This window comes from Streptomyces sp. MCA2 (assembly GCF_023544705.1).
Lineage (GTDB): Bacteria > Actinomycetota > Actinomycetes > Streptomycetales > Streptomycetaceae > Streptomyces > Streptomyces decoyicus.
The window spans coordinates 36,294-49,346 of record NZ_JAMJFM010000055.1 but is presented as its reverse complement, the minus strand read 5'-3'; the positions used below and the strand labels follow the sequence as shown (position 1 = coordinate 49,346).

Annotated in this window: 9 protein-coding genes and 1 pseudogene; 6 read left to right on the top strand and 4 right to left on the bottom strand. The window is 72.7% G+C overall.

What is annotated here, in order from left to right:
• Window positions 1-109: 109 nt before the first annotated feature.
• From M8I34_RS33610 to M8I34_RS33595, 4 genes and pseudogenes are all read left to right on the top strand, one after another.
• The gene (locus M8I34_RS33610; RefSeq protein ID WP_250056116.1) at window positions 110-1,522 is read left to right on the top strand and encodes a glycosyltransferase family 4 protein; all 1,413 of its coding nucleotides are present in this window, start codon (window positions 110-112) and stop codon (window positions 1,520-1,522) included.
• Window positions 1,523-1,593: 71 nt separating this feature from the next.
• Window positions 1,594-2,322 (top strand): annotated as a pseudogene (locus M8I34_RS33605) (methyltransferase domain-containing protein); the annotation flags it as partial.
• 248 nt (window positions 2,323-2,570) lie between these two features.
• The gene (locus tag M8I34_RS33600; RefSeq protein ID WP_250056114.1) at window positions 2,571-3,641 is read left to right on the top strand and encodes a prenyltransferase/squalene oxidase repeat-containing protein; all 1,071 of its coding nucleotides are present in this window, start codon (window positions 2,571-2,573) and stop codon (window positions 3,639-3,641) included.
• 76 nt (window positions 3,642-3,717) lie between these two features.
• Window positions 3,718-4,521: a maleylpyruvate isomerase family mycothiol-dependent enzyme gene (locus tag M8I34_RS33595; RefSeq protein ID WP_250056111.1), complete on the top strand. Its 804-nt coding sequence runs from the start codon at window positions 3,718-3,720 to the stop codon at window positions 4,519-4,521.
• A gap of 18 nt (window positions 4,522-4,539) precedes the next feature.
• Here M8I34_RS33595 and M8I34_RS33590 read toward each other — a convergent pair whose 3' ends face one another.
• The 4 genes from M8I34_RS33590 to M8I34_RS33575 form a co-directional block, all read right to left on the bottom strand.
• Complete coding sequence (locus tag M8I34_RS33590; RefSeq protein ID WP_250056109.1) at window positions 4,540-5,550, bottom strand: LLM class F420-dependent oxidoreductase; 1,011 nt, start codon at window positions 5,548-5,550, stop codon at window positions 4,540-4,542.
• Between the two features lie 263 nt (window positions 5,551-5,813).
• The gene (locus tag M8I34_RS33585; RefSeq protein WP_250056108.1) at window positions 5,814-6,686 is read right to left on the bottom strand and encodes a DUF5336 domain-containing protein; all 873 of its coding nucleotides are present in this window, start codon (window positions 6,684-6,686) and stop codon (window positions 5,814-5,816) included.
• Window positions 6,687-6,886: 200 nt separating this feature from the next.
• On the bottom strand, window positions 6,887-7,852 hold the full coding sequence (locus M8I34_RS33580) for an N-acetylmuramoyl-L-alanine amidase (RefSeq protein WP_250056106.1): 966 nt from the start codon (window positions 7,850-7,852) through the stop codon (window positions 6,887-6,889).
• A 19-nt stretch (window positions 7,853-7,871) separates the two neighbouring features.
• A complete protein-coding gene (locus M8I34_RS33575) occupies window positions 7,872-8,537 on the bottom strand; it encodes a class I SAM-dependent methyltransferase (RefSeq protein ID WP_250056096.1) in 666 nt (221 codons plus the stop codon).
• 637 nt (window positions 8,538-9,174) lie between these two features.
• Here M8I34_RS33575 and M8I34_RS33570 point away from each other — a divergent pair.
• Window positions 9,175-11,361: an acyl-CoA dehydrogenase gene (locus M8I34_RS33570; RefSeq protein WP_250056094.1), complete on the top strand. Its 2,187-nt coding sequence runs from the start codon at window positions 9,175-9,177 to the stop codon at window positions 11,359-11,361.
• A gap of 124 nt (window positions 11,362-11,485) precedes the next feature.
• Window positions 11,486-12,679: a lipid-transfer protein gene (locus M8I34_RS33565; RefSeq protein WP_250056092.1), complete on the top strand. Its 1,194-nt coding sequence runs from the start codon at window positions 11,486-11,488 to the stop codon at window positions 12,677-12,679.
• Window positions 12,680-13,053 lie beyond the last annotated feature (374 nt).

Sequence of the window (13,053 nt, the reverse complement as noted above, 5' to 3'; positions counted from 1 at the left end):
AGATTCGAAGCTCGGTGAACTGATGAGTAGCCAATCAGTTCTGAAACTTGTTCTAGATTACCGCCAGCGGTTACGCTCCGGCGAAAGTCCAGTGAGAAGGGGGCCGAGCGTGACCGCAGAGGCCGTCCAGGCAGCCGCGCCTCGCCCCGCAGAGGCCCCCTCGGCCTCCGCCCCGTCGAACGGCGAGCGTCCCCTGCGGATCGCGATGCTCACGTACAAGGGGAACCCGTTCTGCGGCGGTCAGGGCGTCTATGTACGCCACCTCTCGCGCGAACTGGCCCGGCTCGGCCACACCGTCGAGGTCATCGGCGCCCAGCCCTACCCCGTCCTCGACGACGGGGTGACCCTGACCGAACTGCCCAGCCTGGACCTCTACCGCCAGCCGGACCCGTTCCGTACGCCGAAGCGCGGCGAGTACCGCGACTGGATCGACGCAATCGAGGTCGGCACGATGTGGACCGGCGGCTTCCCCGAGCCGCTGACCTTCTCCCTGCGGGCCCGGCGCCATCTCGCCGCCCGCCGCGGCCAGTTCGATGTCGTCCACGACAACCAGACCCTCGGCTACGGCCTGCTCGGCGGCCCCGGCGCGCTCGGCGCCCCGCTGGTCACCACCATCCACCACCCCATCACCGTCGACCGCCGGCTCGACCTGGAAGCCGCCGACGGCTGGAAGCGCCGCGCCTCCGTCCGCCGCTGGTACGGCTTCACCCGTATGCAGAAGCGCGTCGCCCGGCGGCTGCCGTCCGTGCTGACCGTCTCCGGCTCCTCCCGCCAGGAGATCGTCGACGACCTCGGGGTGTCCGCCGGCCGGATCCATGTGGTGCATATCGGCGCCGACGCCGACCTGTTCGCGCCAGATGCGTCGGTGCCCGAGGTACCGGGACGGATCGTCACCACCTCCAGCGCGGATGTGCCGCTCAAGGGCCTGATCCACCTGGTCGAGGCGCTCGCCAAGGTGCGCACCGAGAACCCCGACGCGCATCTGGTGGTCGTCGGCAAGCGCGCCGACGACGGGCCGGTCGCCGCCGCCATCGAGCGGCTCGGACTGTCCGGCGCGATCGAATTCGTCAAGGGCATCACCGACGGCGAACTCGTCGATCTGGTCCGCAGCGCCCAGATTGCCTGTGTCCCCTCCCTCTACGAGGGCTTCTCGCTGCCCGCGGCCGAAGCGATGGCCACCGGGACCCCGTTGCTGGCGACCACCGGCGGCGCCATCCCCGAGGTCGCCGGGCCGGACGGCGAGACCTGTCTCGCGGTGCCGCCGGGGGATGCCGACGCACTGGCGGGCGGGCTGCTCCGCCTCCTGGGCGACGAGACGCTGCGCCGCCGGCTCGGCTCGGCCGGCCGGGAACGGGTGCTGTCCCGCTTCACGTGGCGCCAGGCCGCCCTCGGCACCGCCGAGCGCTACCGCGAGGCCATCGCCCTCCAGGGCGGCCGGGCCGCCACCAGAACCTCCCTGCGGGCCGCGTCCGCTGGGGCCGCCGGCGCCGCGCCCGCCCCGAGCCCCGCCGGACGCGTCTAGCCCGTCTGCCCGGCCCGTAGTTCCTTCCGCAGCCACCACCGCCACCCACCGCCGGACGAAAGCAGAACGCCGTGCTGACCGTCGACTTTTCCCGTTTCCCGCTCGCTCCGGGCGATCGTGTACTCGATCTGGGGTGCGGCGCCGGCCGGCATGCCTTCGAGTGCTACCGGCGCGGCGCGCAGGTCGTCGCCCTCGACCAGAACGGCGAGGAGATCCGCGAGGTCGCCAAGTGGTTCGCCGCGATGGAGGAGGCGGGCGAGGCCCCGGCGGGTGCCTCCGCCACCGCCATGGAGGGCGACGCGCTGAACCTGCCGTTCCCCGACGACAGCTTCGACGTCGTGATCATCTCCGAGGTCATGGAGCACATCCCCGACGACAAGGGAGTGCTCGCCGAGATGGTCCGGGTGCTGCGCCCCGGCGGCCGGATCGCCGTCACCGTCCCGCGGTACGGCCCCGAGAAGGTCTGCTGGACGCTCAGCGACGCCTACCACGAGGTCGAGGGCGGCCACATCCGCATCTACCGCGGTGACGAGCTGCTCGGCAAGATACGGGAGGCCGGACTGGAGCCGTACGGCACCCACCATGCACACGGGCTGCACAGCCCCTACTGGTGGCTCAAGTGCGCCTTCGGGGTGGACAACGACAAGGCGCTGCCGGTGCAGGCGTACCACAAGCTGCTGGTCTGGGACATCATGAAGAAGCCGCTGGCCACCCGGCTCGCCGAGCGGGCGCTCAACCCCGTCATCGGCAAGAGCTTCGTCGTCTACGCCACCAAGCCGCATCTGCCCGAGACGGCGGCCGCCACCGATGCGGGCGAGCCGGCCGACGAGGCCACCGCCGGTCCCGCCGACGAGGCCACCGCCGGTCCCGCCACCGGGGCCACGAAGACCACCAAGGCCACGAAGCCGGCGGCCAAGTCCTCCGCACCGCGCCGGAAGTCCGCGCAAGGCGCCACGTCCGGCGCCAAGTCCGGCGCCACGTCGGGCACCAAGGCTCCGGCGAAGCCCGCCTCCAAGTCTTCCGCCAAGCCCTCCGCCGGGGCCGCCAAGTGACAAGTCCCGGGCGTACCGAACGGCTCGTCCTGCCGGGGGTGCTCACCGCCGAACAGGCGGCCCGCACGGTGGCCGGCATCCTCGCGACCCAGCGGTCGGACGGCGCGATCCCCTGGTTCCGCGGCCACCACCTCGACCCGTGGGACCACACCGAGGCCGCCATGGCCCTGGACGCGGCCGGTGAACACGAGCGTGCCGAGGCCGCGTACGACTGGCTGGTACGGCACCAGAACCCGGACGGGTCCTGGTACGCGGCCTACGCCGACGGTGACGCCGAGGCGCCCACCGACCGCGGCCGGGAGACCAACTTCTGCGCCTATATCGCGGTCGGCGTCTGGCACCACTACCTGTCCACCGGCGACGAGACCTTCCTCGACCGCATGTGGCCCGCGGTCCACTCGGCGGTCGAGTACGTGCTGGAGCTCCAGCAGCCCGGCGGCGAGATCGGCTGGAAGCGCGAGGACGACGGCACGCCCGTCAACGAGGCGCTGCTGACCGGCTCGTCGTCGATATACCAGGCGCTGCGCTGTGCGCTCGCCCTCGCCGAACAGCGCGAGGAGCCGCAGCCCGACTGGGAGCTGGCGGTCGGCAGCCTCGGCCATGCGATACGCAGCCACCCCGAGCGGTTCCTCGACAAGGCCCGCTACTCCATGGACTGGTACTACCCGATCCTGGGCGGTGCGGTCCGCGGCGCCGAGGCCAGGGCACGTATCGACGCGGAGTGGGAGCATTTCGTCGTGCCCGGCCTGGGCGTGCGCTGTGTGCTGCCCAACCCCTGGGTCACCGGCGGCGAGAGCGCGGAACTGGCGCTCGCGCTGTGGGCGATGGGGGAGTCCGAACGGGCCGTGCAGATCCTCAAGTGGATGCAGCACCTCCGCGCCGAGGACGGCATGTACTGGACCGGCTATGTCTTCGACGACGACGCGATCTGGCCACGCGAACTCACCTCCTGGACAGCCGGTTCGCTTCTGCTCGCCGTGGCCGCTCTGGGCGGCGACGAGGCCACCACCTCGGTCTTCGGAGGCGAGCGACTGCCGGAGGGACTCGCTCCGGACTGCTGCCGGTAGGAGCCCGGTGGGCGCCCGGCAGGGACGCGCCAAAAGAGGGGGACGAGCCGAGGAGGGGCGCACTACTGTGCGGCGCATGACTCTCCAAGGCTCCCTCACCCACGAGGAATACTGCGCTCAGCTCCTCGCCGAGACCGGCAGGCTCCGGGACATCGTGCGGACGGCCGACCTCTCGGCGACCGTGCCGACCTGCCCCGACTGGACGCTGGCCGACCTCGCCCGGCATGTGGGGGGTGCGCACCGCTGGGTCGGCACGATCGTCGCCACCCGCGCTGCGAAGAGCGTCGACCCCGCGGACGTCCCCGAGGGCGCCGGGCCCGAGGGCGAGGACGCGGCGGCGCTGGACGCCTGGCTGGCGGCGGGCATCGAGCGGACCGTGGCCGCACTGCGGGAGGCCGGCCCCGATACCGAGGTCTGGAGCTGGACGACGGCGCAGAACACGGGGTTCTGGGCCCGCCGGATGACCCATGAGACGGTCGTCCACCGGGCCGATGCGGCGCTCACCGCCGGTGTCCCGTTCGACGTCCCCGCCCCGGTCGCGGCGGACTGCCTGGAGGAGTGGCTCCAGATCGGCGAACTGCCGATGGTGGCGGCCCGCTTCGCCGAGCACGGGGCCGGACTGTGCGGCCCCGGCCGGACGATCCACGTCCACGCCACCGATGCCCCGCCCGGCGTGGCCGCCGAGTGGCTGCTCGATCTCACGGGGGAGACGCCCACCCACCGCCATACCCATGAGAAGGCGGCGGTCGCGCTGCGCGGCCCCCTCACCGATGTGCTCCAGGTCCTCTACCGCCGGCTGCCCGCCGACAGCGACCGGGTCGAGGTGCTGGGCGAGCGCGCCCTGCTCGACCAGTGGCTGACGTACGCGTCCTTCGGGTGAGCGGCACGGCTGCCGCGGTCAGGAGTTGAGCTCGGCCAATACCCGTAGCGTGTGCGGGTCCGGGGCGGTGACCAGCAGATCGGTGATCGGTCCGGTGCGCCACGACTCCAGGCGTTCGGCGATCCGTCGGCGCGGGCCGACCAGGGAGATCTCGTCGGCGAAGGCGTCCGGCACGGCGAGTACGGCCTCTTCCCTGCGGCCTTCGAGGAAGAGCTGCTGCACCCGCCGGGCCTCCTCCTCGAAGCCCATCCGTGCCATCAGATCGGCGTGGAAGTTCTTGGCGGCGTGCCCCATCCCGCCGATGTAGAAGCCGAGCATCGCCTTGACCGGCAGCAGCCCCTCGGCGACGTCGTCGCAGACCACGGCGCGTGCCATGGGGGCGATGAGGAAGCCGTCCGGGGCGTCCGCCAGCGAGGCCCGGTAGACGTCGGTGCGCTGCGGCGACCAGTACAGCGGCAGCCAGCCGTCCGCGATCCGGGTCGTCTGGGCGATGTTCTTGGGGCCCTCGGCGCCCAGGAGGAGCGGAAGGTCCGCCCGCAGCGGGTGGGTGATGGGCTTGAGCGGTTTGCCCAGGCCGGTGCCGTCCGCGCCGCGGTAGGGGTGCGGGTGGAAGAGCCCGTCCGCCTCCACCGGCCCCTCCCGGCGCAGGACTTGGCGGATCACGTCCACGTATTCGCGGGTGGCGGTCAGCGGGCTCTTGGGGAACGGCCGCCCGTACCACCCCTCGACGACCTGCGGTCCGGACAGCCCCAGGCCCAGCAGCAGCCGGCCGCCGGAGAGATGGTCGAGGGTGAGGGCGTGCATCGCGGTGGCGGTGGGGGTGCGGGCCGCCATCTGCGCGATACCGGTGCCCAGTTTGATGCGGGAGGTGTGGGCGGCGATCCAGGTGAGCGCGGTGAAGGCGTCCGAGCCCCAGGCCTCCGCGGTCCACACCGAGTCGTAGCCCAGCCGCTCGGCCTCCCGGGCGAGTTCGAGGTGCCGGGGGTCCGGGCCGCGTCCCCAGTAGCCCAGTGCCAGACCGAGTCGCATACCGATCGCCTCTCTTCGACGGGCGGTGGCCGAGTGGTGCCGCAACGCCGGCGCCGCCGTCCGGGGAGTGATTCTGACGGTGCGTCAGGATTGCTGGGTGCCCGCGCACTGTACGGCCGGGCCGCCGGCAGCGCAACGGCCCCCAGGCGGTGCAACGGCTCCCCGGCAGTGCAACGGCCCTGGCAGTGAGGCGCCCCCGGCAGCGCAACGGCCCCCCGCCCGTGAGGGCGAGGGGCCGCGAAAGGACCGCTGTGCGTCCGGAGTCAGCCGCGCTGGATGCCGGTGGTGTCCTGGAGGACACCGCGACGGCCGTCCTGGGTCTGGGCGATCAGGGCCTGGCCGCGCTGCTCCACCGCGAGGTACCAGGTGCCGGGCGCCAGTTCGGCGATCGGCGCCGGCGAGCCGTCCTCGCCGTACAGCGGGCGCGCGACGGGGACCGCGAACCAGAACGGCGCGAAGTCCGCGGGGGCACCGGCCGCGGGGGCGGCTCCCATGGGGGCGGCTCCCGCCTGGCCGCCGGCCGTGCCGTCGGCCGGTGCCTGCTGACCGTAGGGCTGGCCGGGCTGGGGCTGCTGCTGGCCGCCCGGGTAGCCGTAGCCGTGGCCCGCCTGCTGCTGGGCGCCGGGGTAGCCGTAACCCGGGTTGGGGCCCGCGCCGTAGGGGGCGGCGGCCTGCGGCTTCGGGGCGCCGACCAGGGCGACCTTGAGGGCCGGGACGAGCGGCGTGGCGACGGCGCCACCGGCCAGGATCAGGGCGGCGATCACGCCGATGATCAGGCCGGCGCCGGCGCTGCCGATGGAGATGATGGTCCAGAGCGCCGTCCAGGCCGCGAAGATGGTGAGAGCGACACCGAACTGGGCGAGGTCGAGACCGGCCACCTTGCGCGGCTGCTGCTGCGGCAGCGCACGGCTGACGATGATGATCGCCGCGCCGATCACCCCGGCCAGGTACACGCTCATGAGGGTGTTCAGCGATTCCCAGGCGTTGATGCTGGAGTAGTCCTGGGCTTCGCAGTACTTGGCGAGCGCGCCGGAGCAGTCCGGGCCGCCGGTAAGAGCGAGGAACGAGGCGATGAACAGCAACACCGCTGCTCCGATCACCACGCCGTCACCTCGAGTGAGGGAGCGGATGTTCACGTAAGGGTCCTTTGTCGGTTTCGTGGGTCCGGTCGTCGCTGTCGCGGTGCGCGCAGTGCGAGGCACGGCGGTGGCCACCCATCGTAAAGGGGAACCTGTCGCCGAATCCTGCGGGCCGTCCTGTTCGTTTCCCCGCACTATCGGCACGACGTATCGGGGCCGGTATCGGGTGGGTTTCGGAAGCCGTTGCCGACGGTCCGTCAGTGCGTCAAGAAGTCCGTAATGCCCTCGGTGATCCCGCGGGCCGCTTTTTGCCGCCACCGGGGGTCGGTCAATTGCGCGGCGTCCTTCGGGTCGCGCATATTGCCGCACTCGATGAACACCTTCGGCACCGTCGAGAGGTTGAGGCCGCCGAGATCGGAGCGCACGTCGAGCCCGGTGCCCTGGCCGATGTAATTGGACGGTGCGCTTCCGGTGGCCGCGCGGAACCGGCCGGCCAGCCGTTTCCCCAGTTGCTTCGAGGGCGCGACGATCGCGGCGGTGTCGGCCGGGCCGTCCGTCACGCGGGCGGGAAGGATGACATGGAAGCCGCGGTTGCCGGCGCCCGAGCCATCGGCGTGGAGGGACAGCGCGGCATCGGCATGCGCCTTGTTCCCGATGGCGGCGCGCTCGTCCACGCACGGCCCGTACGGGCGGTCGCCGTTCTGGGTGAACACGACCTCGGCGCCCGCGTCCTGGAGGAGGGTGCGGGCGCGGCGGGCCACGTCCAGGGTGAACGAGGCCTCGGCGTAACCGTCGTTGGTGGAGGTGCCCGTGGTGTCGCACTCCTTGCGGTCGTTGCCTATGTCCACCTGCCGGGCGATCTCCTGGCCGTGATCGCTGTTGTGCGGGTTGTGACCGGGGTCGATCACCACGACCTTGCCCTTGAGGCTGCCGTGCGGACCGCCCTTGCCGGGGTCACCGCTGGAACCATGGCCGTTGGAGCCCCGGCCGCCGTCCTTGCCGGCCGGGTCGTGGCTGCCGCCGCCGGAGCCGCCCGTGCCGTCGGTCCCGTTCCCCGCCGACCGGCCCGGTGCGGGCTGCCCGGCCCCCGGCGGCCCGCCACCGTCGCCCGACGACCGCCAGGCCAGCCAGCCCCCCAGGCCGACGACCGCCACGACGGCCGCTATGACGAGGAGGGTGCCGCGCAGGCGGCGGTGCGGGGGGAGAGTACTGCCGTTCGACACGTCGGCGATCGTAGCCCGCTCAGATGCCGGCCCCGGTGCGCCGCAGTACGCGCAGCGACCGGTGGGCGGATATCTCGGTGAAGGCGCCGGACTCCAGGGCCCTGCGGTAGATGCGGTACGGGGCCTGGCCCGTCCACTCGTCGACCGGGTCAGGGAACACGTCGTGGATCACCAGCAGGCCGCCGGGCGCGAGGTGCGGCGCCCAGCCTTCGTAGTCGGCGGTGGCGTGTTCGTCGGTGTGCCCGCCGTCGATGAAGACCAGGCCCACCGGCGTCCGCCAGATCGCCGCGACCTGCGGTGACCGGCCCACCAGGGCGATCACCTGCTCCTCCAGGCCCGCGGCGTGCAGGGTGCGGCGGAAGGCGGGCAGGGTGTCCATCCGGCCGACCTCGGGGTCCACGACGGTCGGATCGTGGTAGTCCCAGCCGGGCTGCTGCTCCTCGCTGCCCCGGTGGTGGTCGACGGTGACGGCCATGACCCCGGCGGCGCGTGCGGCGTCCGCGAGCAGGATCGTGGACCGGCCGCAGTAGGTGCCGACCTCCACCAGCGGCAGCCCGAGCGTGGCCGCCGCTGCCGCCGCCGCGTACAGCGCGAGGCCCTCGTCCACGGGCATGAAGCCCTTCGCTGCCTCGAACGCGGCGAGGATCTCCGGCTGCGGAGCGGTCGGAGCCGTGGGAGCGGGCATGGGCTTCCTCCTGGTGGTGCGGTCAGGGCCTCATCGTGCCGTACGGGGCGGGGCGCCCGGTGTGCGGGTCACCCCCTTCCGGCATTCGGATATCGGCACGGGGTTCCTTTCTCCGTGCGTCGGGGAACCTGGCTCTTCCTGTCGGTTCCGGCCGGGTTCCCGCCGGTTTCCGGTCCGTTCCCGACGTTTTTATCGTCGGTCGTTTCCCTGCTGCCCGAAAGCGACAATTCGCGGCGGGGGAGTGGGTGGGGAGGGAATGGCGGCGCGCGGTGGTGTGCGGGGACTCGCACCGGAATTCACCGGACCGTTTCCTGTTCGCATCCGAAACGTTCCCTGGGGAATGCCGGATGGTTCCGGGCGGTGCAGGGCGGTGCGGGGCGGGCCGGACGATCCCGGGCGGTCCCGGATGGTCCCCGGGTGGTCCGGACGGCTTCGGGCGGTCCCTGGTGGCGGCGGGTCGTCGCTGCCCGGGGTGTCGGAGGGGCGGAGCGCGCTCCGTGCTTCGCGTCTGCGCTCCGCGCTCCGGGCTCCGGGCTCCGGACTTCGCGCTCCGTGCACCCCGCGCTCCGGGGCCCGGCCGTACCCCGCCCCGGCTCTGACCTTCCGCCAGAATGCAACGTGTTCTAGTCTGCCCCGCATGGGCATCGGAATCACACCGGAGCAACGTGACCTGGCCGAGGCAGTGGGCGGGTGGGCCGCCCGTGCCGTGCCGCCCGACGAGGTGCGCAAGCTGCTCGACACCGCGCACGGGCAGCAGGGACGGCCCCCGTACTGGGACCAGCTCGCCGCGCAGGGCCTGCTCGGGCTGCATCTGCCCGAGGCCGACGGCGGCGGTGGCGGTGAACTGCTCGACCTCGCCGTCGTCCTGGAGGAACTGGGCCGCGCCCCGCTCCCCGGCCCGTATCTGCCGACCACCCTCGCCGCCGAACTGCTGCACCGCGGCGGCGGACACCGGCCCCTCGTGCGGGCCCTGGCAAGCGGGGAGCGCATCGCCGCGGTCGCCCTCGGCCCCGGCTCCCTCACCGCCACCGCGCACGCCGACGGTTACGTCCTGGACGGCACCGCACCCCCGGTCCTGGCCGGCGCCGACGCGGACCTGATCGTGCTGGCCGCGCGGACCTCCACGGACACCGTCTGGCTCGCCGTCGACGCCGGGACACTGTCCGTACGCGCCCAGGAGAGCGCCGATCCGACCCGGCCGACCGCCGAGGTGAGCGCGGACGGGGTGCCGGTGCCCGGCGAGCGGCTGCTGGCCGTCGACAGCGACCTCGTCCGTGACATCGCCGGGGTGCTGTTCGCCGCCGAGAGCTGCGGGACGGCCGCCCGGTCGCTGGACACCGCCGCGGAACACGCCAAGGTGCGCGAGCAGTTCGGCCGTCCGATCGGCCAGTTCCAGGCGGTCAAACACCTCTGCGCCGACATGCTCGTCCGCTGCGAGCAGGCCCGCGCCCTGGTCTGGGACGCGGCCCGCGCGCTGCACGAGCCGCCCGAGGTCCGCGGACTGGTCGCGGCACTGGCCACCGGGACCGCCCTGGACGCCGCCTTCAGCTGTGCCAAGGACTGCATCCAGGTTCTCGGCGGCATCGGCTTCTCCTGGGAACACGACGCCCATCTCCATCTGCGGCGGGCGACCGTGGCCCGTCAGCTGCTCGGCAGCGGTGACACCCACCGGCTGCGCGCCGCCCGTTACGCCGCCGACGGCGCCCGGCGCGCACTGCACCTGGAGCTCCCCGCCGAAGCGGCGGACCACCGGGCCGCCGCCCGCACGGTCATCGACGGGGTCCGCGGCCTCGACCCCGCGGCCGTACGGCGTGAACTCGCCCCCACCGGCTATGCCGCGCCGCACCTCCCCCGGCCCTACGGACTGGGCGCCGGCCCCGTACAGCAGCTCGCGATCCAGCAGGAGTTGGCCGCCGCCGGGGTCCGGATCAGCGATCTGGGCATCGCCACCTGGGTGGTGCCCTCGCTGATCGCCCACGGCACCCAGGAGCAGCAGGAGCGCTATCTGCTGCCGTCGCTGCGCGGCGATCTGCTGTGGTGCCAGCTCTTCTCCGAGCCCGAGGCCGGTTCGGACCTGGCGTCCCTGCGCACCCGCGCCGAGCGGGTGGACGGCGGCGGCTGGCGGATCAACGGCCAGAAGGTGTGGACCTCGGCGGCGCAGTGGTCGAGTCACGGCATCCTGCTCGCCCGCACCGACCCCGACGCGCCCAAGCGCAAGGGCCTGACCTTCTTCCTCGTCGACATGAAGACGCCCGGTATCGACATCCGCCCGCTGAAGGAGATCACCGGCGACGCCCTGTTCAACGAGGTCTACTTCGACGATGTGCTGCTGCCCGCCGACGCGGTGGTCGGCGAGGTCGACGACGGCTGGAAGGTGGCCCGCACCACGCTCGACAACGAACGCGTCCACATGGCCGACCAGTTGACCTTCGACACCGGACTGGAGGCGCTGCTCGGCCGCGCCGCGGCGCTGGACGCATCGGTGCGGGCGAAGGTGGGCGCGCTGGCCGCCGAGGCGCACGCCCTGGGCTGTATCGCCCTGCGCACCACCCTCCAGCAGGTCTCCGGGCTGGAGCCGGGAGCCGGCGCCAGCATCCGCAAGCTGGTGCAGACCCCGCACCAGCAGAAGGTCGCCGAGCTGGCGCTGGAACTGCTTGGCCCCGAGGGGGCGGTGCGCGAAGGGGCCGGTGAACGGGCGCTGCACGGCTTCTTGATGTCGCGCTGTCTGACCATCGCCGGCGGCACCACCCAGGTGCAGCTGAACGTCGTCGCGGAGCGGCTGCTCGGCCTGCCCCGGGACCCGGAGCCCCGCCCCCTGATCTGACTCCCTGATCCGAGTCCCTGGCCTGGGTCCCCGGTCTGAGTCCCCGAACTGACTCCCTGATCCGAGTCCCCGGTCCGGGTCCCCGGATTCGGGTTCTGATTCGGCCACTTCCAGGAGGATGTGTATGGCTGGCAAGGCGTACGTCGTCGGCGTCGGGATGACGAAGTTCGAGAAGCCCGAGACCCGCGAGTGGCAGTACTGGGACATGGCGAAGGAGGCGGGCGGCAAGGCGCTCGCGGACGCCGGGGTCGGCTACGAGGCGGTCGAGCAGCTGCCGGTCGGCTTCTGCTACCAGGCCTCGACGGCCGGTCAGCGCGCCGCGTACGAACTGGGCCTGACCGGCATCCCCGTCTACAACGTCAACAACAACTGCGCGACCGCCTCGACCGCGCTGATGATGGCGCGCCAGTTCGTCGAGTCCGGTATCAACGACTGCGTCCTGGCGCTCGGCTTCGAGAAGATGAAGCGCGGCGCGCTGGGCGGGGGCGCGGACAGCGGCGATTTCCAGACCTCGCCGGTGGCCCGCCACTACGGGGTGATGGCCGCCGCCCATGGCTTCGAGATGACGCCGCCCACCGCCCAGATCTTCGGCAACGCGGCCCGCGAACACATGGAGCGCTACGGCACCACCGCCGAACAGCTCGCCACGGTCGGCGCCAAGAACCACCGGCACTCCGCCCACAACCCGAACGCCCAGTTCCAGGACGTCTACACGGCCGAGGAGATCCTCGCCGCCAAGACCATCCACCGGCCGCTGACCAAGTTGCAGTGTTCACCGACGTCCGACGGCGCGGCCGCGGCCGTGATCGCCTCCGACCGGTTCGTCCGCGAACACGGCCTGGCCGACCGGGCGGTGGAGATCGCCGCCCAGGCCATGACCACCGACACCGAGGAGAGTTTCGCCTCCGGCTCCTGTATCGATGTCGTCGGCAAGCCGATGACGCGGGCGGCGGCCCGGCAGGTGTTCGCGGCGAGCGGCATCGGCATCGAGGACGTGGACGTCATCGAGCTGCACGACTGCTTCTCGGTCAACGAGCTGCTGACGTACGAGGCGCTGGGCATGTGCCCGGACGGGGAGTCGGGGAAGCTGGTCGCCGACGGCGCCACGACCTACGGCGGCCGCTGGGTGGTCAACCCGTCCGGCGGGCTGATCTCCAAGGGGCATCCGCTGGGCGCGACGGGGCTGGCACAGACCGCCGAGCTGGTCTGGCAGCTCCGCGGCACGGCGGGCGAGCGACAGGTCCCCGGCGCCCGGGTGGGCCTGGCACACAACATCGGTCTGGGCGGCGCCGCGGTGGTGACGCTGCTGCGCAGGTGAGGAGCGCCGGGCCGGTGAGGAGCGCTGCCGCAGGGTTGGTGGATCGCCAGGCGGGGGGTGAACGCTGCGCAGGGGACCACAGGCCGGGGGTGGTCGCTGCTCAGGAGGTGGATCGCCAGGCCGGGGGCGGCGGTGCGCAGGCGATGCGGATGCGGACGCGGATGCCGATGCAGATGCGGCTCGCCGGGGTAACCAGCCTGTTTTTGTGGGTAATTGGTCTGCTGGGGGCCCTCTCACCCCCTACGGGCCCGCCGCCCCCACCCCGTACGGGCCCCGCCCCGAAGCCCGGCCCCTGGCCCCCTCCGCCCGCCCCTCTGCCTCTCCCGCCGGCCCGTCTCCCTCCCCCCCGCCCCCTACGTCTTACGACCTAGGTC